The organism is Spirosoma rhododendri, from assembly GCF_012849055.1.
Taxonomy (GTDB): Bacteria; Bacteroidota; Bacteroidia; order Cytophagales; family Spirosomataceae; genus Spirosoma; species Spirosoma rhododendri.
On record NZ_CP051677.1, the window covers coordinates 5316592 to 5337647 of the forward strand.

18 protein-coding genes are annotated in these 21056 nt (G+C 55.7%); 6 read left to right on the plus strand and 12 right to left on the minus strand.

Annotated features, from left to right (window positions below; genetic code table 11):
- Positions 1 to 108: 108 nt before the first annotated feature.
- Genes HH216_RS22230 through HH216_RS22240 form a run of 3 tightly spaced genes read right to left on the minus strand, consistent with a single transcriptional unit; the run spans position 109 to position 4736 of the window.
- On the minus strand, positions 109 to 726 hold the full coding sequence (locus HH216_RS22230; protein ID WP_169552857.1) for a hypothetical protein: 618 nt from the start codon (positions 724 to 726) through the stop codon (positions 109 to 111).
- A gap of 54 nt (positions 727 to 780) precedes the next feature.
- A complete protein-coding gene (locus HH216_RS22235; RefSeq protein WP_169552858.1) occupies positions 781 to 2697 on the minus strand; it encodes a DUF3857 domain-containing transglutaminase family protein in 1917 nt (638 codons plus the stop codon).
- Positions 2698 to 2702: 5 nt separating this feature from the next.
- A complete protein-coding gene (locus HH216_RS22240; protein WP_169552859.1) occupies positions 2703 to 4736 on the minus strand; it encodes a transglutaminase domain-containing protein in 2034 nt (677 codons plus the stop codon).
- Between the two features lie 123 nt (positions 4737 to 4859).
- On the opposite strand from HH216_RS22240, the gene aat reads away from it, so the two are divergent.
- The 3 genes from aat to HH216_RS22255 are packed head-to-tail and all read left to right on the plus strand — an operon-like array spanning position 4860 to position 7818.
- Positions 4860 to 5489 carry a leucyl/phenylalanyl-tRNA--protein transferase gene (aat, locus tag HH216_RS22245; protein WP_169552860.1) on the plus strand — a complete coding sequence of 210 codons (630 nt, stop codon included), beginning with the start codon at positions 4860 to 4862 and terminating at the stop codon, positions 5487 to 5489.
- A 39-nt stretch (positions 5490 to 5528) separates the two neighbouring features.
- Positions 5529 to 6563, plus strand: coding sequence for a glutamate 5-kinase (gene proB / locus HH216_RS22250; protein WP_169552861.1), 1035 nt, complete (start codon positions 5529 to 5531; stop codon positions 6561 to 6563).
- A gap of 4 nt (positions 6564 to 6567) precedes the next feature.
- Complete coding sequence (locus tag HH216_RS22255; RefSeq protein WP_169552862.1) at positions 6568 to 7818, plus strand: glutamate-5-semialdehyde dehydrogenase; 1251 nt, start codon at positions 6568 to 6570, stop codon at positions 7816 to 7818.
- Between the two features lie 565 nt (positions 7819 to 8383).
- On the opposite strand, the gene HH216_RS22260 is transcribed toward HH216_RS22255, so the two are convergent.
- Both HH216_RS22260 and HH216_RS22265 read right to left on the minus strand, forming a co-directional pair.
- On the minus strand, positions 8384 to 10096 hold the full coding sequence (locus HH216_RS22260) for a PAS domain-containing sensor histidine kinase (protein ID WP_169552863.1): 1713 nt from the start codon (positions 10094 to 10096) through the stop codon (positions 8384 to 8386).
- Between the two features lie 447 nt (positions 10097 to 10543).
- The gene (locus HH216_RS22265; RefSeq protein ID WP_169552864.1) at positions 10544 to 11119 is read right to left on the minus strand and encodes a hypothetical protein; all 576 of its coding nucleotides are present in this window, start codon (positions 11117 to 11119) and stop codon (positions 10544 to 10546) included.
- 236 nt (positions 11120 to 11355) lie between these two features.
- Between HH216_RS22265 and HH216_RS22270 the strand changes: the two genes are divergently transcribed.
- Positions 11356 to 12777, plus strand: coding sequence for an inorganic phosphate transporter (locus HH216_RS22270; protein ID WP_169552865.1), 1422 nt, complete (start codon positions 11356 to 11358; stop codon positions 12775 to 12777).
- 1 nt (position 12778) lies between these two features.
- Here HH216_RS22270 and HH216_RS22275 read toward each other — a convergent pair whose 3' ends face one another.
- From HH216_RS22275 to HH216_RS26970, 3 genes are all read right to left on the minus strand, one after another.
- The gene (locus tag HH216_RS22275) at positions 12779 to 13750 is read right to left on the minus strand and encodes a hypothetical protein (RefSeq protein ID WP_169552866.1); all 972 of its coding nucleotides are present in this window, start codon (positions 13748 to 13750) and stop codon (positions 12779 to 12781) included.
- 143 nt (positions 13751 to 13893) lie between these two features.
- A complete protein-coding gene (locus HH216_RS26965; protein ID WP_408641748.1) occupies positions 13894 to 14553 on the minus strand; it encodes a hypothetical protein in 660 nt (219 codons plus the stop codon).
- Positions 14553 to 15863 carry an alpha-amylase family protein gene (locus HH216_RS26970; protein WP_408641749.1) on the minus strand — a complete coding sequence of 437 codons (1311 nt, stop codon included), beginning with the start codon at positions 15861 to 15863 and terminating at the stop codon, positions 14553 to 14555. The genes HH216_RS26965 and HH216_RS26970 overlap by 1 nt, the downstream gene beginning before the upstream one ends.
- Before the next feature lie 97 nt (positions 15864 to 15960).
- On the opposite strand from HH216_RS26970, the gene HH216_RS22285 reads away from it, so the two are divergent.
- Positions 15961 to 17085, plus strand: coding sequence for an NAD(P)/FAD-dependent oxidoreductase (locus HH216_RS22285; RefSeq protein ID WP_169552867.1), 1125 nt, complete (start codon positions 15961 to 15963; stop codon positions 17083 to 17085).
- A 153-nt stretch (positions 17086 to 17238) separates the two neighbouring features.
- Here HH216_RS22285 and HH216_RS22290 read toward each other — a convergent pair whose 3' ends face one another.
- Positions 17239 to 17622: a hypothetical protein gene (locus tag HH216_RS22290; protein ID WP_169552868.1), complete on the minus strand. Its 384-nt coding sequence runs from the start codon at positions 17620 to 17622 to the stop codon at positions 17239 to 17241.
- Positions 17623 to 17792: 170 nt separating this feature from the next.
- Between HH216_RS22290 and HH216_RS22295 the strand changes: the two genes are divergently transcribed.
- Complete coding sequence (locus tag HH216_RS22295; RefSeq protein WP_169552869.1) at positions 17793 to 18308, plus strand: hypothetical protein; 516 nt, start codon at positions 17793 to 17795, stop codon at positions 18306 to 18308.
- 304 nt (positions 18309 to 18612) lie between these two features.
- Here HH216_RS22295 and HH216_RS22300 read toward each other — a convergent pair whose 3' ends face one another.
- From HH216_RS22300 to HH216_RS22310, 3 genes are all read right to left on the minus strand, one after another.
- Entirely contained in the window at positions 18613 to 18936 is a 324-nt protein-coding gene (locus HH216_RS22300; protein ID WP_169552870.1) for a hypothetical protein, read from the minus strand.
- Positions 18937 to 19390: 454 nt separating this feature from the next.
- Positions 19391 to 19651 (minus strand): hypothetical protein, encoded by a 261-nt coding sequence (locus HH216_RS22305; protein WP_169552871.1) that lies wholly within the window; start codon positions 19649 to 19651, stop codon positions 19391 to 19393.
- A 402-nt stretch (positions 19652 to 20053) separates the two neighbouring features.
- Positions 20054 to 21055 (minus strand): NADP-dependent oxidoreductase, encoded by a 1002-nt coding sequence (locus HH216_RS22310; protein ID WP_169552872.1) that lies wholly within the window; start codon positions 21053 to 21055, stop codon positions 20054 to 20056.
- Position 21056 lies beyond the last annotated feature (1 nt).

The following is a 21056-nucleotide window of genomic DNA, read 5'->3' on the forward strand; positions in this document are numbered from 1 at the left end:
TCAGTTCAGCAACAGACGGGCACAAAAAAGCCCCGACTCTAAAAGCCGGGGCCAGTGTTATATTACCCATAGCTGGCGATTCTGTCGGAACAGCCAGTTTCTGCGCATCTAGCGACCCGTCAGGATTTTGTTCGTCACGTCCTGATCGATCGTGATATAGCCGGGGTAATTAATCTGCTTGCTACCCAGATCGAGCGTTGGCTTGATCCGGATCGTCAGCTTCGACGGCTGCGTATTGCTCGACCCCGCCATATTCTGCACCAGTTGCGTAAACGCATCGCGGGTTTTGGCGTCGGTCAGCAGTTGGTAGGCGTTGGTGTTGAGCCGCACCGGCACAACGGTTCTGCCCCCGCCGGGTTGCACTTCGATCCGCTGGTTCAGGAAGCCATTGAACAGCTCCTGCCCGGCCAGCAAAATCTTGTATTCCAGCTGATTGATACCAGCCACGCGGTTAGTCGGGTTGGTGATTTGCAGGTTCAGCTTAGCGTCGAGGGGTACATTGCGCGTCAGCAGACCGGCCGCCAGCCGGGGGTATTTCACCGGGTCGAGGTCTTCAAGCTTGCGAAGGCTTTTTACGTTGATACCCGCCAGATAAATGCTGTCGACGGAGTTTATGCTGTAGCGGCAGTCACCGAGGGTTTTAGCCTGCGAAATCTGTTTGTTAAGACCGCAACTGGCCAGCAGCAGCGGCAGAGCCAGCAGGCTCAGGATAAGTACTTTCTTCATGATGTACGTGAATCGTTTCGTGGTAAACGTTCGACAGGGGCAAAAGGGTTTGGTTTAATTGCTTTTCACAAACACCAGCTGCGCGCGGTCGGCACGGGCCACTTTCCGGCGAAACGCCACCCAGTCGGTGTAGGTGGTAGCCGGGTAACGCCCGCCGTGCATACTCATCCGGCGAATGTAGGTGACCTTTTTTCCCTCGACGGCGACCTGCGCCGAATACCGCCCGAAGGCCGATTCGATCACGGTCGGGTCGAGCTTGAACTCCGGCGCGTAGCCCTCCGGTACCTGGTACACCACTGTGTCGGTGTCTTCGTAATCGTAGTTGGTGTTCATCACCAGTGGGGTCCGGCGGGGGGTACTCAGCGTCGGGGGAACGGTCGTCTGGGCCGACAGCAGATTTAGTGGTAAAAACAACCGGCTCCCGCTCGTCTTAGCCCACTGCCGGGCCGTCAGCGACAGGTTTTCGGTAACGGCGGGCAGGGGGCCGACTTCCGCTTTGTAGCCAAACGCACCCAGTTCAAACGACGGAATCGATATTCGTTTGATAAGCCAGTTACGCTGTTCGTCGTGGCTTAGGGCGTGCATGGCCTGCGCGTAAGTGTCGTGCTGCAAGCCGGTGTAGTGGGTTCGTACAGCCGCCGTTGCGGTGCCGTCGCTGCCGATCGTGACCTGAATCTGCCGCTGCTGCCGGTTGTCGGCCGGTCGGTAAACGGGCATCTGGATGATACGCCCCCCGTCGGGTAGTACCAGGAGCCCGTGGCGGTTGCCGGTGAAATCGCTCATGTAGCCCGGCGGCATCAGGTTGTTGGTGCATTCCAGAAAGGTCGTGTCGCGCCCGTTGGGGACGCACAGCACCACGTGGTTGAACTGAAAACTGGGGAAGTCGATTCGCGCGTCGGATTCGTTCTCACCCGCCCGCACCAGCACCGGATAAGCCGGTATACCCGCTACAGTCAGCATAGCTTTCATGTAGTTGGTCAGGGCTTTGCAGTCGCCGTAATGGCTTTTGGCCACGCTGGCCGCGTCGATAGTCTGCCAGCCGCCGATGCCCAACTGAATGCTGACGTAGCGGGTATGATCCTGCAAATGGCGGTAGATTCTGGCTACTTTGCCCGCCGTCGTCGGTTCGCTTTTCACCAGGTCAACAACCTCCTGCTGCACCGCTTCGGGCAGTTGATCCCGACCGGCGTTGAGCGTGTGGTAGAACCGGCCCAAATCGCGCCAGGTCGACAGGTTGCCCGAATACCGCTGTACGTCGAAAGCCGACGGGGCCGTGTACACGATGGGCAGCTGCTCACGCGCCGGGGGCGACAGCGGTTCGAGTACCAGGGCGGGCAGGTTGGCCAGCGTCCAGGTAAACGACTGCCGCCCGTCGGAAGTGGTGCTGACGGATACCGGTGCGGAGATGTTCACGGCTTTGTGGCGCAGCGTCAGTCCTTTGGGCATCTGCACCGTAAACGTAGCCTGTTCGACGCTCAGATGCTCGTCGTTCTGCGGTATCCAGGTCGGGTACAGCATCAGGTTTTTCTCCGTCGTTTCAAGCACAAACTCCACCGTGTAGGGGTAGCCCGGCTGTTTGGGAAACGAAGCCGACCGATACCGCTGATCGTCGTAAAAGCCCTGCGTCGACTGTGAACTCTGATCGGCAATGTCCGCTTTTTTCAGCTTGCGAATCAGCGTCCCGCTGGCATCGTACAATGCACCGGTAAACTCATCAATGGCCGACAGCTTGTCGTAGCCCGCCACCTGTACGGCCTGATCGTCGCCCTGTTCGTCGAGCACTGTCACGACCCGGCGAACGCGTTTGGTGGCCTCCCCCGGCGATTTGACGATAAACTGGGTTTCGTGTCGCCGGACGACGCTATGAGCGTTCTCCCGGAGTGCATCAGGTAGCGTACTGCTCTGGTATTCCGACTGTGCGCAGGCCAGCTTACCGCCCAGGCAGAGCAGGCCGATCAGGGTGTATTTCATGGCGATCATTTGGCGGCTGTGGTCGTGCGTTTCAAAACAACCTGCTCAGCCTGTTTGGCCACCATGAGCGCAAATAGCTCGCGGAGTGCTTCGTATTCCACAGCCGGGTAAACGGGCTGCCGCAGCGCCAGCCGACTCAGCACCTGTAGTTCGTTGCGCTCGTTGACGCTAATGTCGAAGGCGTAGCGGCCACCGTTGTTGGGCATCACCACCAGCGCCCGTTTGGGCAGTTCCTCTACCTTGTAGCCCGCTGGCAGCGTGTAGGTAGCGGTGAAGGTTTCGTCGACCAGCACGCCAAAATCGACCGGATACAGCCGCTCAGTGCCCTTGAACGGATTCTGATGGTGCCCTTCAGTCAGCATGGGGCGAAAATATAGCCGGTCGCCCGCCTGCGAACAGGCATTGGCAATGGCCACGGTGCAACTGGTGACGACGGCCGTCGTACCAGCCCGGCTATTATCGACAGATACGGAGTCGAACTGCCAGCCGGGACGTTCCTTGCGCAGTTCGTCGTTGTATTTGGTACGCCCATTCGTCGCAATTTCGCGCCGGGTTTCCCAGCCCGCGTGTCCACCCGTCAGCATCTGCACGGCACCACTAACGTCTCCCTCCTCGCTGATCGACAGCCTGGCGGTAACCGTTTCGACGGATCGTTCGGCGAGGTTAAGCGCAATAAACCGGGCTTTCTGGGGGTGAATCAGCCGTCCCTGTCCGTTCAGGCAGTCGCGCGTCAGCATACCCGGTATCAGGTGGCTGTCGGTGGCATCGAGCAGCAGGTCTTTGTTGCCCACCCACACATGCGCCACGACGTAATTGAATTTTTTCAGCAGCGCAAACGACTCATCGATGCGCCCGTGGGAGCGCGTGCTGAGAATAACCGGATTGGCGTCGAGGTTCATCTCCCGCAACATCGCAATCAACAGCAGGTTGATGTCGGCCGCGTCGCCTTTGCCCGCTTCATAAACCGTTTTAACGTTGTTCGACCAGATCGACGTTTTGTTGTTCCACTTCATCCGCTTCCGGATAAAGTCGTAGGCCGCCGTAACGCGGGCCAGCGTATCAGCATGGTCGCGGATTATCGTCTGCGCCGTTTCGCGCATGAACCCGCCCCGCTTCAGTTGCCCCCCAAACGACGCGTCGCCCAGCAGCGTGTTGTCCAGGTCAGTCCAGTTGAGCGAGAACGTTTGCTGATGATTGCCGGGCAAAATGTACCGCGCCATCTCAAAATCGATCTTCGACAGGTAATCTTCGTCGGTGGTAATGTACGCTTCGTCGCGGAAGGCGGGGGCATCTTTGACCGCGAAACGATACGCTACATAGCCAATCTGGTGTTCGCCCGGAATCAGCGTCATGCTGCCTTCGTTGTGCTCGTTGACGGCGATCGGCAGGTAGCCCGTCTGAATGATGTTGTAGTAGAAGTAGTTAGGAATGGTAATCCGGTACTCGCTCCACTTCACGGGAATGCTCTGCTGAAAATACCAGGTGCGGGGCGTATGACTGATCGCAAACGGGGTGCGCAGTTCGTACTTGTACTCGATGATCGAACCCTCCCGCACGTTCGACAGCGTGTATTTTTCGATTTGGTACGCATCGTCGGCGCGGTCGGTAAAATGCCCGGCTCTGGGTAGTTTGGTTTCTTCGACCTGCCCATTGACCAGGTTATAGGTGTAGCCTTCAAAATAGTTGATGTGCTCGTGCTGACCGGCCTTCCCCCGCCGGACCGGCAGTTCGATGGTCGCCAGATCGTAGGCTGACTTTTTGTTGATCCGGGTTCGGACGTGGTGGGTCGTGATAAGCCACAGCTGATCCGAAATGACGTCGAACCGGACTTCGCCGTATTTGTACAGCACGACGGCACCAGCCGAATCCATCGACGCACTGGAGAAATCAGCGGGCGCTGCCTGCCCGAATTTCACGACCGGCGCGGAATCGCCGGTTTTTGCACGGTCGCCTTTCTGGGCGTAGCTGGTCAGTGCATAAAGTAAGGCTAACGTGAACAGACAGAGGGATTTGGAACGAACAGTAAAACGTTTGATCATATGAGTTGACAGGTGGACGTAATCGATGCAATATACCAAATGGGTTACAAAACTTGATCCAGCCGTAACAATGTAAACTCAGCATTTTTTCTATATTTGTCAGGAGGGCTATCTCCCGCGATAATGAGCAAGCTGACGGCCGACGAATTGATTTACGGGTACATCAACGGTATTTTTCCGATGGCCGACGCCGACGGAACGCTCTATTGGTATGCCCCCGACCCGCGCGCCATCATCCCCATCGATACCTACAAACCGGCGAAGTCGCTGCGACCAACGCTAAATCAGGAGCGCTTCGAGGTGCGGTTTGATACGAATTTCGAACAGGTCATGCGGAACTGCTCCTTCCCCCGCTCCGCCGACGACAGCACCTGGATCTCCGACGAAATCATCCAGGCGTATACCGAACTGCACCGCATGGGACTGGCCCACAGCGTGGAAACGTACCAGAACGACGAACTGGTAGGTGGGTTGTACGGCGTATCGCTGGGTGCGGCTTTCTTCGGCGAATCGATGTTTCACCGGGTCAGCGACGCGTCGAAAGTGGCGTTTCATTACCTGATTATGACGCTGCGGCAACAACGCTACGAACTACTCGACACCCAGTTTATCAACGATAACGTGCGTCGGTACGGGGCTATCGAAATCCCGAAAGCCGATTACCACAAACGGCTTAAAGCAGCCATGCGAAAAAAGGCCCGCTTCACCGAGCCGCTGGTCGAGCATCTGTTTCGCAACCATCCGGGCGATTAACGGGCCGGATGCTGTTGCCGGAATCTTATCTTTGCGGGCATGAGTAAACCCGTACTTGTCCTGAAATTCGGCACGGCGTCGATCACCCGTCCCTCCGGCGAGCCCAACGAACCGGTCATGGTCGACATTGCCCGGCAGGTGGCCGCGCTCCACCCCCACTACCGCATCGTGCTGGTATCGTCGGGGGCAGTGGGAGCCGGAAAAGCCCTCATCCGCGACTATCGGGGCGACATCACGCAGCGCAAAGCCGCTGCCGCCGTGGGCAATCTGCTGCTGCTGAACCAGTATTCGCGTTTCTTCTCGATCTACGGTGTTCATATCGCCCAGAGCCTGTGCGAACGGCAGCACTTCGCCAATCGGGATCAGTTTCTGCAACTCAAACAAACCTACGAAGAGCTCTGGGCCAACGGCCTGATTCCGATTGCCAACGAGAACGACGTGGTGAGCAGCCGCGAGCTGAAATTTTCCGATAACGACGAACTGGCCACGCTAATCGCCGTTGGTTTCGGGGCCGAGGTACTGATGCTTTGCACGTCGGTGGGTGGGCTGCTCGACGCCAACAACCAGATTATCCGGCGGGTCGAGCGGTTTGACGAGCAGGTGTTCGGCGTAGTTCGCACCGACAAATCGTCGTTGGGCCTGGGCGGTATGGCGTCGAAGCTGACGTTTGCCAAACTGGCGACGCGCATGGGTATTCGGGTGGTCATCTTCGGGCTGAGTGAACCCGACAGTTTGCGCCGGGCATTGGCGGGTGAAACGGGCACCGAATTTCCCGCCAGCGAAACGGCGATGAGCGCCCGCAACCGCTGGCTGGCGAGTGGCTCGCTGGTGGTCGGGCGGCTTCAGGTAGACATGGGGGCCGTGCGGGCACTGACCCAGCGCCGGAGCCTGCTGGCCGTGGGGGTACGCGCCATTCTGGGCGAGTTTGCGGCTGGCGAAATGGTCGAGATTCTGGACGAGCAACAGGTGGCAGTCGCCGTAGCGCGGGCACGGATTTCGTCGGAACAGCTTCAGCAACAGTTGAATCAGCAGAACGTCGACGTCGCCAATGCCAGCGATATTGTACTTTTGTAATTCTATGACTCCTATTACCCCACTCCTACAGGCAACGCAACAGGCGGCTGCGGCCGTCCGGCGGCTTAGCCCGGCCCGTAAAACCGACCTGCTCAACCGCCTGGCCGACGTACTGCTTGCCCACAAAATCGACATCCTGGCCGAGAACCAGAAAGACCTCGACCGGATGCCCGAATCCGATCCGAAATACGACCGGCTCAAACTGACCGATGCGCGTATCGACGGGCTGGCCACGAGTCTGCGCGACGTTGCCGTACTGCCCGACCCGGCGGGGGAAGTACTCATCGACCGGACGATTGAACAGGGGCTGCAACTCAAAAAAATTGCGGTACCGCTGGGCGTAGTGGGTGTGATTTACGAAGCCCGACCCAACGTCACTATCGACGTAGCGTCGCTTTGTCTGCGGTCGGGGAATGCGTGCGTGCTGAAAGGCGGCAAAGAAGCCGACTTCTCCAACCGCTACCTCGTCGGTCTGATTCAATCGGTGCTGGCCGAGTTCGACGTACCGACAGCCGCCGTTACCCTGCTCCCACCCGACCGGGCCGTCGTCGGCGAACTGCTAACGGCAACTCGCTACGTCGACATTATTATTCCGCGCGGGTCGGAATCCCTGATTCAGTTTGTCCGCAAAAACTCGCTGGTGCCAACGATTGAAACCGGCGCGGGCGTTTGCCACGCATACGTCGAAGCTACAGCCGATCTCACCAAAGCGGCTGCCATCGTTATCAACGGCCGGGTGTCGCGCCCGTCGGTCTGCAACAGCCTGGATTGTATGCTGGTCGATACGGTGATTGCGGGTCAGTTTCTGCCGATGCTGATCGACGATCTACGGAAGTGGAACGTGGAGGTGTTTGCCGATGAGTCGTCGTACGCGATCCTGTACGATGCGGGTTACGAACAACTACAGCACGCACAACCCGACGATTTCGGGCGTGAATTTCTGGATTACAAGCTGGCTATCAAGCTCGTCGACGGACTCGACGAAGCCTTGTCGCACATTCAGGCGTATTCGTCGCGGCATTCGGAAGCTATTGTATCGCAAAACCAATCGCTGATCGATCAGTTCCTGCGCGAAGTTGACGCGGCTGCTGTCTACGCCAATGCGTCGACGCGTTTCACCGATGGTGGTGTATTTGGGCTGGGCGCGGAGATCGGTATTTCCACACAAAAACTTCACGCGCGCGGTCCGTTCGCCCTCGAAAAGTTGGTCACCGAAAAATGGATCGTCACCGGTGACGGGCAGGTGCGGTGGTAATAAGCTCAAGACCAAAACCTTGACTAATTTGCCGCAGTGGCGGGGCTGCACGCAATTGATGTAGTTAACCGCCAGCATTACGGAGCCGCTTATGGCAGGTCAAGAATGCTGGCAGTTATACAGCCAGGGTATTTGGCTTAGCGACAAAGGGGAAGAAAGTTGATCTAACCAAAAAGCCGTTGCCATACTGACGTTTTACCCTGCTCCGGTAAGCAAGTAGCAATGCCCTCAACTATCCTGGTTAAATGGCCGATCTGATTCTGACTATCGAGTGGGGCCGCTGGCAGTTGTGACCTGGGCTGCTCCCCTTAAGAGGTTGTCCGGGATTGTGTGTCACGAATTTTTCCGGACATCAGCCGAATCATCGTCCAATAGATAATAGCTTCAGCGTGAGACTCTTTTACTTCGTAGTCTTTCGCTAGCCGACGATGGAAAGCCCGCCACCCGCACCGGCAGACCGGCTCCACGATCCACCGTGTGAGCAAGAATGTAAGACGCAAAAATTAAGCTGTAAGACAAATTTGTTAAACTGTCTTACGGCTTATGACAATAACATAGCAACCGATTATATGTGGGCTGGCAAATAAATCATGAACGTAGCGCCCTGGTTAGGTTGGCTGGTAGCCGTGATTACGCCCCCGTGATTCGTAACGACCTTTTCACAGATGGCCAATCCTACACCCGTACCGGCATACTGGCTCCGGCCGTGCAGCCGCTGAAAGACCTGGAAGATGCGGTCTAAATATTTTTCATCGAAACCGATACCGTTATCAGCTACGGTAATCAGATAATAGTCGGTTGCCCGGCGAGTTGGCTTGACGGTCGGAGGTAGTTCATCGGCTGCTAGTACTCGACTGGTAACACGAATATGCGAAGGCACATCTGAACGGCGGAATTTGAGGGCGTTACTAAGCAAATTTTGGAATAACTGCCGAAACTGAGTTGCATCACCCAACACGTCGGGTAACGCATCGACCTGGATTTGGGCCCCCGTCTCGGCGACTGTTACGTCGAGTGTAGACAGTACATCCTCAATAACAACACTTAGTTGAACCACCCCCTCCTGATTGCGCCGAGTGGTAATCCGGGAAAAGTCCAGCAAATCCTTTATCAACGTCGACATCCGACTAGCGGCTATCTGCATTCGCTCGACGTAAACCAGCTCGTCTCCACCCACTGATTCGACAAAGCGCGTTTTTAATAAATCACCGAACTGCTGAATTTTACGCAGGGGCTCCTGTAAGTCGTGGCTGGCCACGTAAGCGAATGTTTGCAGATTATTATTGGAACGAACCAGCAAGCTGTTTGCTTCTTCTAATTCTTCGTTGATGGCCGCATATTCTTCGTTGCCCGCAACCAGTTCTTCGTTGGAAGCCGCTAACTCTTCAGTTCGTTGTTGGACTTGCTCTTCCAGTTGCTCTGATAGCAATCGGTAGCGTTCTTCGCTGTCTTCGATCGTCTGGCGATCCTGGACCTGCTGAGTGACATCGAAAGAGAGGCCTAGAATCGCATATATTTCACCCTGCGGGTTGCGGAGTGGGGAGAACGCCACGTTGAAAAAGTAATTTTTCTCCTCTCCTTCCTGAACGATCCGCACCGGTTGAGCAACGCTATGAAAGGACTCGCCAGACGCAAATATCCAGTCGAAGAGTTGCAGGAATGGCTGGCTTTCCAGCTCCGGCATGAGTGTTCGTAGCGACTTACCAGCAATATCGTTTCCCTTGCCCACCGTATCCATAAAGGTTTGGTTAGGCGCAGTAACGATTAAATCGGGGCCTACCAGCATACTAATGGCGATGGCGGCAGGAGCTTGATTAAGTACGGATTGTAGTTTTAGCTCGCTTTCATCTGCCTCCTGACGGGTCAGCATTAGTTCAGTAATATCCTGGGCAATGCCCGAAAAGCGGTAGGCTATCTGTTGGTTATTAAAGAAAGCCCGTCCCCGGCAGTGTAACCATCGCAGACGTCCATCTGCGGCTCCAATGGTCCGAAATCGAACATCATAGTATCCTTCGGATTTTGGATTTAGCGCCCATTGAACGGCTGTATCGACTTGAGATCGGTCTTCCGAATGCATATATGAAAGCACCTGATCGTAAGGCACGACATCGTCTTTGTCGAAGCCGTAGAGCTGCTTACAGCGCTCATCCCACCAGACTCGCTGGTTAGTAATATCCAGATCCCAGGTACCTATCCCAGCAGCTTGCAGGGCAAAGGTGGGGTCAGGTTGTTGCAGTTGATCTGACGAAGAATTGACGGGCTGTTGGCCAGCAGTCATAGAAGTACAGGTTATTCGGATAGTGCAAGTTAATCCTGCCCGTCACAGAGTTGCACTCACCGCTGCAATAACTTTCCGTAAGGCCCATGACGAGGACTGAATGCTGCGTTTTTTTCCTTATCGTAATCGTAGATGTGTAGCATTCCCTGGAAAATGCTATTTCAGAGACTATTGACCCGAACATAAAAAGGGGTGAAGCCTGATGTTACTGACCTCTTTCAGGCCCCTCAATTCTGCGTGTAGCTAGTCAGTTGCCAAGTTACAGCCTTCCCCCTGCATAGGGTGGTATGGTGATTCCCTCGGTGATGGGAGCCGTTGTCGACGGGGTAGATTTTACCTTTCACACCCCACCATCAGGACAAGTTTGTCTGGTGTTCGCAGTTGTGCAGGTTGGCTTCTTCATGATCGTGAGCTGGTTTTCTTCTCTACCGCCCCTCACAATCCATACTATTGCACCGTCGAGATGGGGCGGAATTTGATTTTCAAGCCGTAGTCCTTGCCTTTTGAAACATCTTTCAGTGTTACCTGCGCCCCGTCGGAGCCGTTCCAGGTTGTAACGTTATTTTCGGTTTTAGGCTGGCCATAGCGGGTGGTGAAGTAAGGCGTCAGCTCTTTCGCGTAAGTATCTACCGCCGATTTGTTATTCAGAAACAGGTCAACGTCGATACCCGATACCTTGCTGTCCTTCTGGTAATACAGCATATCCGCTGATTCCAGGTTTTTGAACTCGACCGTGTACCCGACATGGTTGGCGTCCTGTTCGAACGGCTTTTCGTGTTCGTGTTCGGCTACCGCTGTAAAGGGGTCCCCGAGGTTGACACCCCGCCAGTGACTGTCGCGGGTCAGGCCCAGATCGGCCAGACGAGTCGGCATGGCTTCAGGGACATAGTCGACGGCAGGGTCTACTTTACCCGTTACAGCGGCCGAATCGGCGGTCTGCGTTTTATCTTTCTGCCCCGACTGACAGGCAACTTGCGTAAGAAACAGTCCGGCGATAAGCCACGAAGCGTAGTGCGATTTCATAGTTCAGCGGGCCCCCTCCGGCCCGGCCGCAAACTTACGAGGAATTCGCGCCCGTATCGCCATTTGTACGTCACGACAACGGTCAGCATCCAACGCATCGGCAACGACGGCCCGGCGTAACAATTTGATAACGCGCTGCGAGCCGACAGGGCCCATCGAATCGGGTTTACCCAACATCCGGTCGGCGTTCCCGACTCAAGCGGTTGCGTTTACCCCTTGTACGACCCCATGCCCGTATGCTTTGTCTGTTGCTGGATACCACGCTGCCGTTCGTTGGTGCGGTCACGCTGAGCGGTTTATCGTTTACCCTGTTTTGTATCTGCGTGCTGGCCGTGCTCGGCTTTGAAGTCATCAACGGCTTCCACGACACGGCCAACGCCGTCGCGACGGTTATCTATACCAACACGCTCAAGCCAACCGTCGCCATCATCTGGTCGGGGTTCTGGAATTTCATCGGCGTATTCGTCATTGGTACGGCGGTGGCGATGAGCCTGCTCAAACTGGTGCCACTCGATGCGTTTATCCGGTTGCCGGTACACGTGGGAGCCAGTCTGGTTCTGGCCGTTCTGATGGCGTCGATTATCTGGAACCTCAGCACCTGGTACGTCGGACTGCCCCTATCGAGTTCGCACACGCTGATTGGCGCGCTGATCGGCGCGAGTCTGGGCTTTTCGACGTACTACGGTGGCAATGTTAACTGGGCGCAGGCGAAGGAAATTGGTCTGTCGCTGCTACTGTCGCCTATCATCGGCTTCGTCGGCTCGTTGCTGCTGCTCTACGGGGAAAAGAAAGTGCTGAAAAACAGCCTGTTGTTTCGTGCCCCCAGCCACGACCACGAACACCCGCCCCTTCCCATCCGGCTGCTACTGGTGACGACCTGTACGCTGGTCAGCTTTTTTCACGGCAGCAACGATGGTCAGAAAGGCGTCGGCCTGCTGATGCTGGTCCTGATCACGTTCCTGCCCGCCCGCTTCGCGCTAAATCCAGACACGTCGCCCACGCAACTTAACACGCTGCTACTGAACACGGAACAACTGCTCCACCAAACCCGCCCATCGACACCCACACAGGCCACCCGCCTGACGCAGGCCGAACGGGCCACCAGCCAGCTACGCCAGCAGGTACGGCAGCATCAGGGGCAGCAAACACGGGAACAGTACGCGCTCCGGCGGGAATTTCAGCACCTGACCACTCAGTTGAAAACGATTACCGACGAATCAAATACGGCCCTACCGGCGGACGTTCGGGCACGGCTGAATGAACAGATCAGGCAATTGGATAAGGCTACCGATTTTGCGCCCATTTGGGTACTGGTAGCTATTTCGCTGTCGCTGGGACTGGGAACAATGATCGGCTGGCGACGCATTGTAACGACCATCGGCGAACGGATCGGCAACGAACACCTGACATATGCCGAAGGCGCTACCGCCGAATTGGTTGCGGCCAGCACGATTGGGCTGAGTACGCTGGCCGGTTTACCCGTCAGTACCACCCACGTGCTGTCGAGCGGGGTAGCCGGGGCAATGGTCGCGTCGGGTGGTACGAAAAATCTGAATTACGGCACGCTGCGAAATATTGCCGTTGCGTGGCTCCTCACCGTACCGGCCGCCATCGGGCTGGCCTACGCCTTATTTCTGGCCTTTCACCGGTGGTTGTAACCTACAGGGCCGGACGGCGCAGCGGTATCCAGTTGGGTAATGGTAGCCGGAAAAACAGCCACAGCCCGATACTGACCAGCAGGGCCATGTTCAGACAGGCCAGATCGGCAACCGTCAGGTAAAGAGCGTCGGGTACGTCGAACACGTAATAGCCGGGGTAGCGGTAGCTGTCGGCGTAACGCTGGAGCGTTGTGGTATAAACCCGACCCGAGGTTATTTCCAGAAACGTGGTGAGCGTACACAGCCCGACAACGCTGACCAGCACTGTATTCAGGTGCCGGGTGAGCAGGCGAAGCCAGCGCCGGATACCCATTCCCAGCAGTACCGACCCGATTAGCAGCGACCAGCGGCTGCTTTGTTCGAGCCACTGCTCGGGCCATACTGACGCGTAGTACCGCACCAGTGGGGCGTAATTGCTTTCGAGCCAGTACTGGGTCACCACGGCCCGCTCGTGCCGCAGCGCACGCTGGTTGGCTTCGTACAGATTCACTTCTTCCGAAACAGGCATGGGATAGTTGCGGTTGGCCTGTATCCAGCGCCCTACCTGACCGGGCAGATTCAGCACCAATATCATCAGAACCAGCAGTGCCCAGCGGGCCCGCACGGCCATCATACTCACCAGCATAACACCGGCTACGGTCAGGCTCAGAAAAGTCGTGTCGCCCGTGAGCAGGTAATACCCAACAGCCAGCGCACCCAGGCCCGTCAGCCAGCAGGCGATAATCAACTTTGCGCGACGCGGCCGACGCGCCAGCAACCGCTGGTAACTGCCAGCCCCCAGAAAACCGCAGATCATGGTCAGAACAAGCATACCCCGGCTGGTCAGCCATAGCATCAGTTCTTCCGGCTGACTGGGCGTTGGATCAGTCAGTAAGGTTGTCTGATACCCTAGCAGAATGCCGGTCAGGCCGATGGCAAACAGCCAGGTCGCCAGCATTCGTACGCGGTAAGCTACCGGATTCGTGGTTATCATGAAGTTTGGGTTTTACTGCTCGCGCTGGCGAAACCGCCGGGTGCGAGCAGTAAATCTACACAATTTTTCAAACCCTACCCACCAACAGGAGTAACCGCCTGAATTTCTTGATTAATTGGCTTGACAAGCAGTCAATCAGCTACTTACTCCGCCAGCCAGACCCGGTATCCCGCCCCGGAAAATATGGCATTACCGGCAGGAACCAGCCCCGGTATTACCTCCGGCAATTCGCCCGTTAGCGACACCGCAAACGTGTACCCGGTCGGCTCCGCGTGGGTCCAGACCAGCACATCTGATTCACCTGGAGCCAGTAGCCACTTCGTTTCGCGCCCAACGATGGCGGGCCATATCAACTCGGCGAAAGCGCGCATCTGGCTGATAGCCTCGAACTGATCGGCGTTTTGCCCCCACTCATACGGCCCGTGCGTCACCTTGTCGGGTTGGCGGTCGTCGCCGATCTGGAACACGTACAGCTTTGAATACTCTTCGTTGGCTCCACGCTCCAGGTGCAGGTTACGCGTTTCAAAGCCCAGCCCAACGTAACTCGGCATATCGGTCAGAAACAGGGCCGTGAAATACCGGAACAGGTTGCCGGTCCGGTAGAATTCGTCGAAGCGCGGGTCGTCTTTGTCGGCGGTCATCACCGTGAAATTGGGCGCAAACCGGCGCGTTTTCAGCAACTGGTAATACCGGCTGAGCTGTTGGCTGAATTCGGGGTCGGTCACAACCATCGACTGCAAATCGCCCAGCGTCGAGTCGGCATCGATCGCGTCGAGGTGGTCGTCTTCATCACCGTAGCCCATCACGCCGGGGGCGCCAGGAAAGTTTCGGCGAAGAAGCCAAAATACGGCACACCCGTTTCCTGTACGTAGTGCTTGATCGCGCGCAGCGGATCGTAATAGCGTAGATCACCGGTGAGGTCGGTTGGCGCGCCCTGCGGCTGCATCTGCACGTGAGCCATATCGCCCCGCATAAAATCGAACCCGTAGGCTTTCTGGCAGTCGGCCACTTTCCGGCTGATATACTGCCAGGCGGGGTAATTGGGGCGGTCGAAAGCAAGCTCCCAGTCCCGATTATCGTTCTTCGATTCATAGAACCGGTACCGGGCCAGCGGGCCAAACACGCGCGACATGGCCTCGGGCTTATTGAACGCGTACTGATACCAGGTTTGTCCGTACTCATCGATGGTAAAGTCATCGGCGTCGATGTGCAGCCCCCGGTACGGCGGGGCCATCGTCATCGGCAGCGTTTCAAAACCCTGAGCGGTAAGGTGGCGGATAAGTTGAATACGCCGACGCAGCCGCCCGCCATGATCCTGCGGGTAACCGAACAAAATGCGCAGCCGCTGATCGTCGGTCAGTGTCGACAGGTCGGTGGAGAAAAACACGTCGCGGGCAAACAGAATCTGTGAGCCATCAGCCGCGCCCGCCGACCGCAGAAACTGCCAGATCGACTCCTCGACGTAGCGGTACACCATGCTGCCATGATCGGCCAGGGTCGAACCGTCGCGCCGGACCCACTCGAAGAGCGACGGGCAGGCCAGCACCATCTCCGAGAAGCGGTCGGTATGCGGAATCACGTCCATCCCAACGGTGCGCCCCATCGCGTGCAACAGATTGATTACCACGCGCAGTTGCTTCTCCACCGTATCCAGCCCCGGCACGTAACGGGCCAGGTCGACGTCGAAAAATTCGGGGTTGATCTGCCAGCTAACCATGCCGTACAGGCTGCCGACCACCCCCGGCTCCCAGATGGGCAGCAGATGAATACTGTCGTGGGCAGCGGGCAGCGTAAGCGCGTAACCGATCACGCGCCAGAACGAGCTGATCGTCCGGACGTTGACGCCCACCATGTTGCTTTTCTTCAGCCACGAGCTGTCGGGCTGATTACTTACAGGACTGGCAATGGTTTGATAGGGGTCGAGTGCCCGGCGGAGCGTATCATTGCCCAGCCGTTTGTGAAGCATTTCCAACACCTGATACACAGACAGTTCTATGGCTGTTTGCGGCAGCAGATGGTCAACATACGACGTACGGCCCGACTGATAAGCAGCCATATACGTCGCATGATTTTTTTGCCAGCGATCCAGCAACTCGTTCATATCATAAGTCATGTAGCAAATGTAAACTCCTTTTCAGAAAACCAAAGGCCAGCTTCGGTTGTCCTATGCAGGGAACCATTCACGCAGTGAACAGACAAGCAAGTGACGAATGACTGATCCGGATGTAGTTGTAGTGGGTGGTGGGCTGGCGGGGCTCATATCGGCGCTCGAACTAGCGCGATGCGGGCATCAGGTGACGTTGGTCGAACGCAAAACATACCCTTTTCACAAGGTCTGTGGCGAGTACGTGTCCAACGAAGTGCGGGATTATATCGAATCGCTGGGCGTCGATCTGACCCGGCTTGGGGCTGCTTCGATCAGCGAATTTGTTGTTTCGTCGCCATCGGGCAGGCAGTTAACGGCTCCGCTCGATCTCGGCGGCTTCGGCATCAGCCGCTACCAGCTCGACTACACGCTGTACCAACTGGGGCAGCGGGCGGGTGTATCGTTCCTGACGGGTCTGTCGGTCGATGATGTGCAGTTTGCGACCGATCGATTCGTGGTCACGCTCAGCGACGGGCAAGTAATCCGGTGCCGTCAGGTGATTGGTACTTTCGGCAAGCGCACCCGGCTCGACAAAGTGCTCGATCGCGCGTTTGTGCGGCAGCCTGCACCCTACGTGGGGGTCAAGTACCACGTCCGGATGGATTTCCCGCGCAACCGCATTGCCCTGCACAACTTCGCCGATGGGTACTGCGGCATGTCGGCTATTGAGAACGACGCCTACTGCGTCTGTTACCTGACAACGCGCGAAAATCTGCGTCGGTACGGCAGCATTCCGGCGATGGAACAGGCAGTGCTGTACAAAAATCCGCAGCTAAAAGCCGTCCTGTCCGACGCGACGCATCTGTACGAACGGCCCGAGGTTATCAATGATATTTCGTTTGCCCCCAAGCAGGCCGTCGACAACCATATTCTGATGGCGGGTGATTCGGCCGGACTGATTACCCCCCTCTGCGGCAACGGTATGGCGATGGCGATACACGGCGCCAAACTCGTCAGTCAGCTAACCCATGCGTTTCTGGTCGGTCAGCTGACCCGTTCGGCCCTTGAAACGACGTATCAGCGCGAATGGTCAGGCCGCTTTAGTCGGCGGTTGTGGGTTGGCCGGACAGTCCAGAAGCTGTTCGGCAGTCCGATCGTTTCCGAACTGGCACTTAGCGCTTTTGCCATTGCCCGCCTGGCCCTCCGCCAGATCATGCAGCATACCCACGGCGATGTGATCGAGGTATAACATACGCTCGGGTACATGTTAGTCAATGACAAGTCCAGTAAATCGAGCGTTTGCTGAGGTTGTCTACAAAAAACGTGGTTAGTGTACCGGCCCCAGGGTTGATAAGTTGATAACCATGAGGGTTGGTCAAACTGATGGAGTAGGACAAACCACTTAAGTAGCTGGTTGACCAGCCAAATAACAAACCGCCTGCGCTTGCTGATTGAGTTGAGTTAACAACTGGATGTGCTCTAACAGCTTTGCCTCAGTCCATTGAGCCCTTGCCTGACCGGAATCAGGTAAATCTTGCGCTAGTTCGTCGAGCAGTTGCTGCATGCTAGCTAACAATTCCTCCAGTTGATCAATTGAACACTGCCCGATGTAAGCCGCGGGGTGAAGACCCATCGACTCCTGGGCGTAGTAGGTGTTGGCGTAGATACCCAGCTGGATATAGTAATCGTAAAATGTGTCGACAGCCACCATCCACTTCTGTACTATCCAGTTGTCCTTGGCCTGCTTCGAGGGTGATGGCTGACCATCTGACAAAAAAGAGTCCATACCTACACACGATTACCAGAAGAAGCGATATACTTGCTGTACTATGTCAACAAGGTACCAATTATATCGATTGGCACGCTGACAAATTGGTAATGGATTGGGGGCATTAGTAAGCCACCTCAGTTAATTGACTGTATACAAAAACAGCGTTGCTCGCTTACTACTCGTTTATGGCTAAGCGTTCGCCCCAGGAAATCAATCAGCAGCTAGAACACTACGTGTTTAGCATTGCCGGTCATTTAATTGGCAGCGCAGAGCCGTCAATTCAACGAGCGCTCATTGACATGGCGAGTCGGTTTGTCACCTCGGCCACTGCTGAGCATACCGCTGATGGAGTTACGGCTGCCAACCGACTGCCTGACATACTACGCCAGCCGGTTCCAGATCTGCTGGACCGGTCAGCAGACCAGCAATTTGCTCACCGGGCATGGCTTGCTGGCTGGTTGCACCAGCAGCGACACTACCAGCATCAGCACACGACTCGACTGGAAAACGCCCTGCTGGTTACTCAGCAACGCTACCAGCAGATACAGGCTACGGTACTGCGGGAGCCCTACCGAACCCGGCTACTCGACCAGTGCCGACGGTCGCTGGATTATTTTCAGCAGTGCTTAGACCTGGCCCACAGCACGAGCCAAACTACAACGAACTGGCTTGATCGGCTAGCGCAGGAGAGGGCGGTCTAGCCGGGTAGCTGTAGCCAATTAGGTCACTCTTTTGTCTCATAGCGCAGCCTGATCGAGATGTGAGCGATTAGTGAGATGGCAAGCGTATTGCGCAACGATACCTTGGGGCCACTTACTGCATTGTAAATGAATAAGTAGTTAGTCAGCGTCTTCAATTCAGACGTAACTACCGCATTCTCTTGCCTGATACATGGGGCCTGTTGATTGTACAGGACCTACCCATACGACCTTTCCGCAGGGCCGCCAGTTGATTCGCCCTACCGGCCGGAAGGCTACTACCTCATTATCCAGTCGGATGACTAAATCAATCTTCGTCATGGTAGGGCGTGCCGGTAGTTATCTGCCCGCCACTCGTCCACAGCCCCCCACCGTTTTCGCCCTCATTCGCTGTGTTTTCCCCGCTAGGACCGTCATCGGGTACGTTGCGGCTGGGCACCGCTTCGGGCTGGTAGTTATCAGCATGGCTGCCGGTGTAGGGCTCCTCGCCGGGGCTACTGGTCACAGGCGCCTTATCATGGCGCGTCTGCGCTAAGCTTTCGCTGTTCTCCGGCGCGTATTTGGACTCCGATTCGCTTGGGCTCGGCTCGCCCGCATCAGGTGAGTACTGGATAATGCGTGAGTAGCTCATAAGACCGTAGATGGATTAGTTGGTAAAGAAACACCACGCTCGTGATGTTCCAGGGTATCGAGTACTGCCCAGAGGTTGCGCTTCACAATCTGGGTCATGCTGACGCGAACTCCGGCGACTGGTGTTTCATAGAAACGGGGCCATTCGTTACCAGTTAACCAACCTCAGCCCTACAGAGGTGAGCGGCTTACCTTCTAAGTAAGGCTACGGCCCAACCAGGTGGGGTTGTCAGCCATTCCCTCATCCATGAGACGAGAGACACTTCAATTAATCTTGTCTATTTCCCGGCAAATCTCTCCCAAAAACTGCTCAATCGAAACTGTATAACTGCCGATACATACATTGAAATCTTCGTCTTTCATGGTGACTTGACTAATAAATGTGGGATAACTGGAGTAATGGACCGTGCTCCAGCTCAGCCGGATTATCACTTCATATCCCTGACGTTGAACTTTCAGAGCGCCTGTGTATTGATCGGAAAAATCATATAACAGAAACGCACTCTCCCCTCCGCGAGCGATTCGACTTCCTGGAGCCAATGATTCAACAAAAAACGGAGTACAACCTTCACTTTCTCTGGTGTTTCCTCATCAGGTAGCAGCCCCTGATCGAGCACAAAGAAGTAGGTATCAGCACGAATGTTTTCATTTAGTTCTGGTACACTAATGTGCAAATCCTTATGAAAGCGCTCATTATCTTCAAACGTAATGGTCATTGCTTCTTTACTAATTTAATAGGTATCTGTAGAAGCAAAGATTAGATATAACTACGTAGCCTTTTCGGGTAGTTTAGAAAATGTATGTTTGAATGAGCGTTTTGCGAGACTATTGGCCATAACTCACAGATAGGTAGCTAGTCCCTCGACCCTCCGGCAACCTGACGACCCATCCGGTGATTCAACCTCAAACGTTACCCCAATCGGTTCTGTCTGGAAACAACGACCGTTCCTAAACAGAACCGATTGGGATCGAAAAGCTGATCGTGTTTCTGACTTAGAGTAAGCGGTATCAAACCAATCTGTTCGCCAAAAAGCCTAAGCCGTTGACTTTGTGATGGCTCGTAGTACTCCAATCGACCGGTTCGATGAGAACCGCTGGCCAACTTAATTCTTTATCAGCTAGTTTATTTTGACGACGACTTTCCCTTTCGACCGGCCGCTTTCTACGTAGGCTATAGCCTCATTGGTCGACTCGAAGGGGTAAATTTTGTCGACAACTGGCTTGATAATATTCGATTCGATCAGTGCCGTGATCCTGGCCAACTGGTTGCCGCTGGCTTTCATGAACAGAAACGAGTAATTCACGCCCAGACGGCTGGCTTTTTTCCGGGTGCTGTAACTCAATAGCGTCAGCACGATTTTAAGCGGCCAACTCAGGTCCATTTCCTCAGCAAAGGCCGGGTCGGGTGGGCCGGAAATCGAGATGAGCGTGCCGCCCGGCTTTAAAATACGCAGCGATTTTTCGAGCGTTTTGGCGTCCTGACTATTCAAAACAAGGTCGTAACCACTCAGGATGGTTTCAAAATCCTGGGTTTTGTAATCGATTACGACATCGGCCCCCAGCCGTTTCACCAGTTCAACGTTCGACGCGCTTGTTGTGGTGGCTACGGTGGCACCAAGGTGCTTTGCCAGTTGAATGGCAATCGTACCCACGCCCCCTGAACCCGCCTGAATAAACACCTTCTGCCCTTTTTTGAGATTGCCCCATTCGACCAGTGCCTGCCAGGCCGTCAGCGCGACAAGGGGTATGGAAGCCGCTTCTTCCATGCTGCTGTTTTTGGGCTTGAGGGCCATATCGGCCTCGTGGAGCGCGATAAATTCGGTGAATGTACCGATTCGGTCTTTGTCGGGCCGGGCGTAGACCTCGTCACCAACTTTAAACATGGTCACCCGCGCCCCGACCCGGATCACGACCCCGGCTACATCGTTGCCCAGAATAAGCGGCAGTTTGTAGGGTAGGATGAGTTTGAACTCACCGTCCCTGATTTTGGCATCCAGTTGATTTATACTGGTCGCGTGAATACCGACCAGCACGTCGTTTTCGCCCAATTTCGGCTCCGGCATGTCCCCAAACTGTAGCGGCTCCTTCTTCTGGTAACGACTGATAAAAAAGGCTTTCATA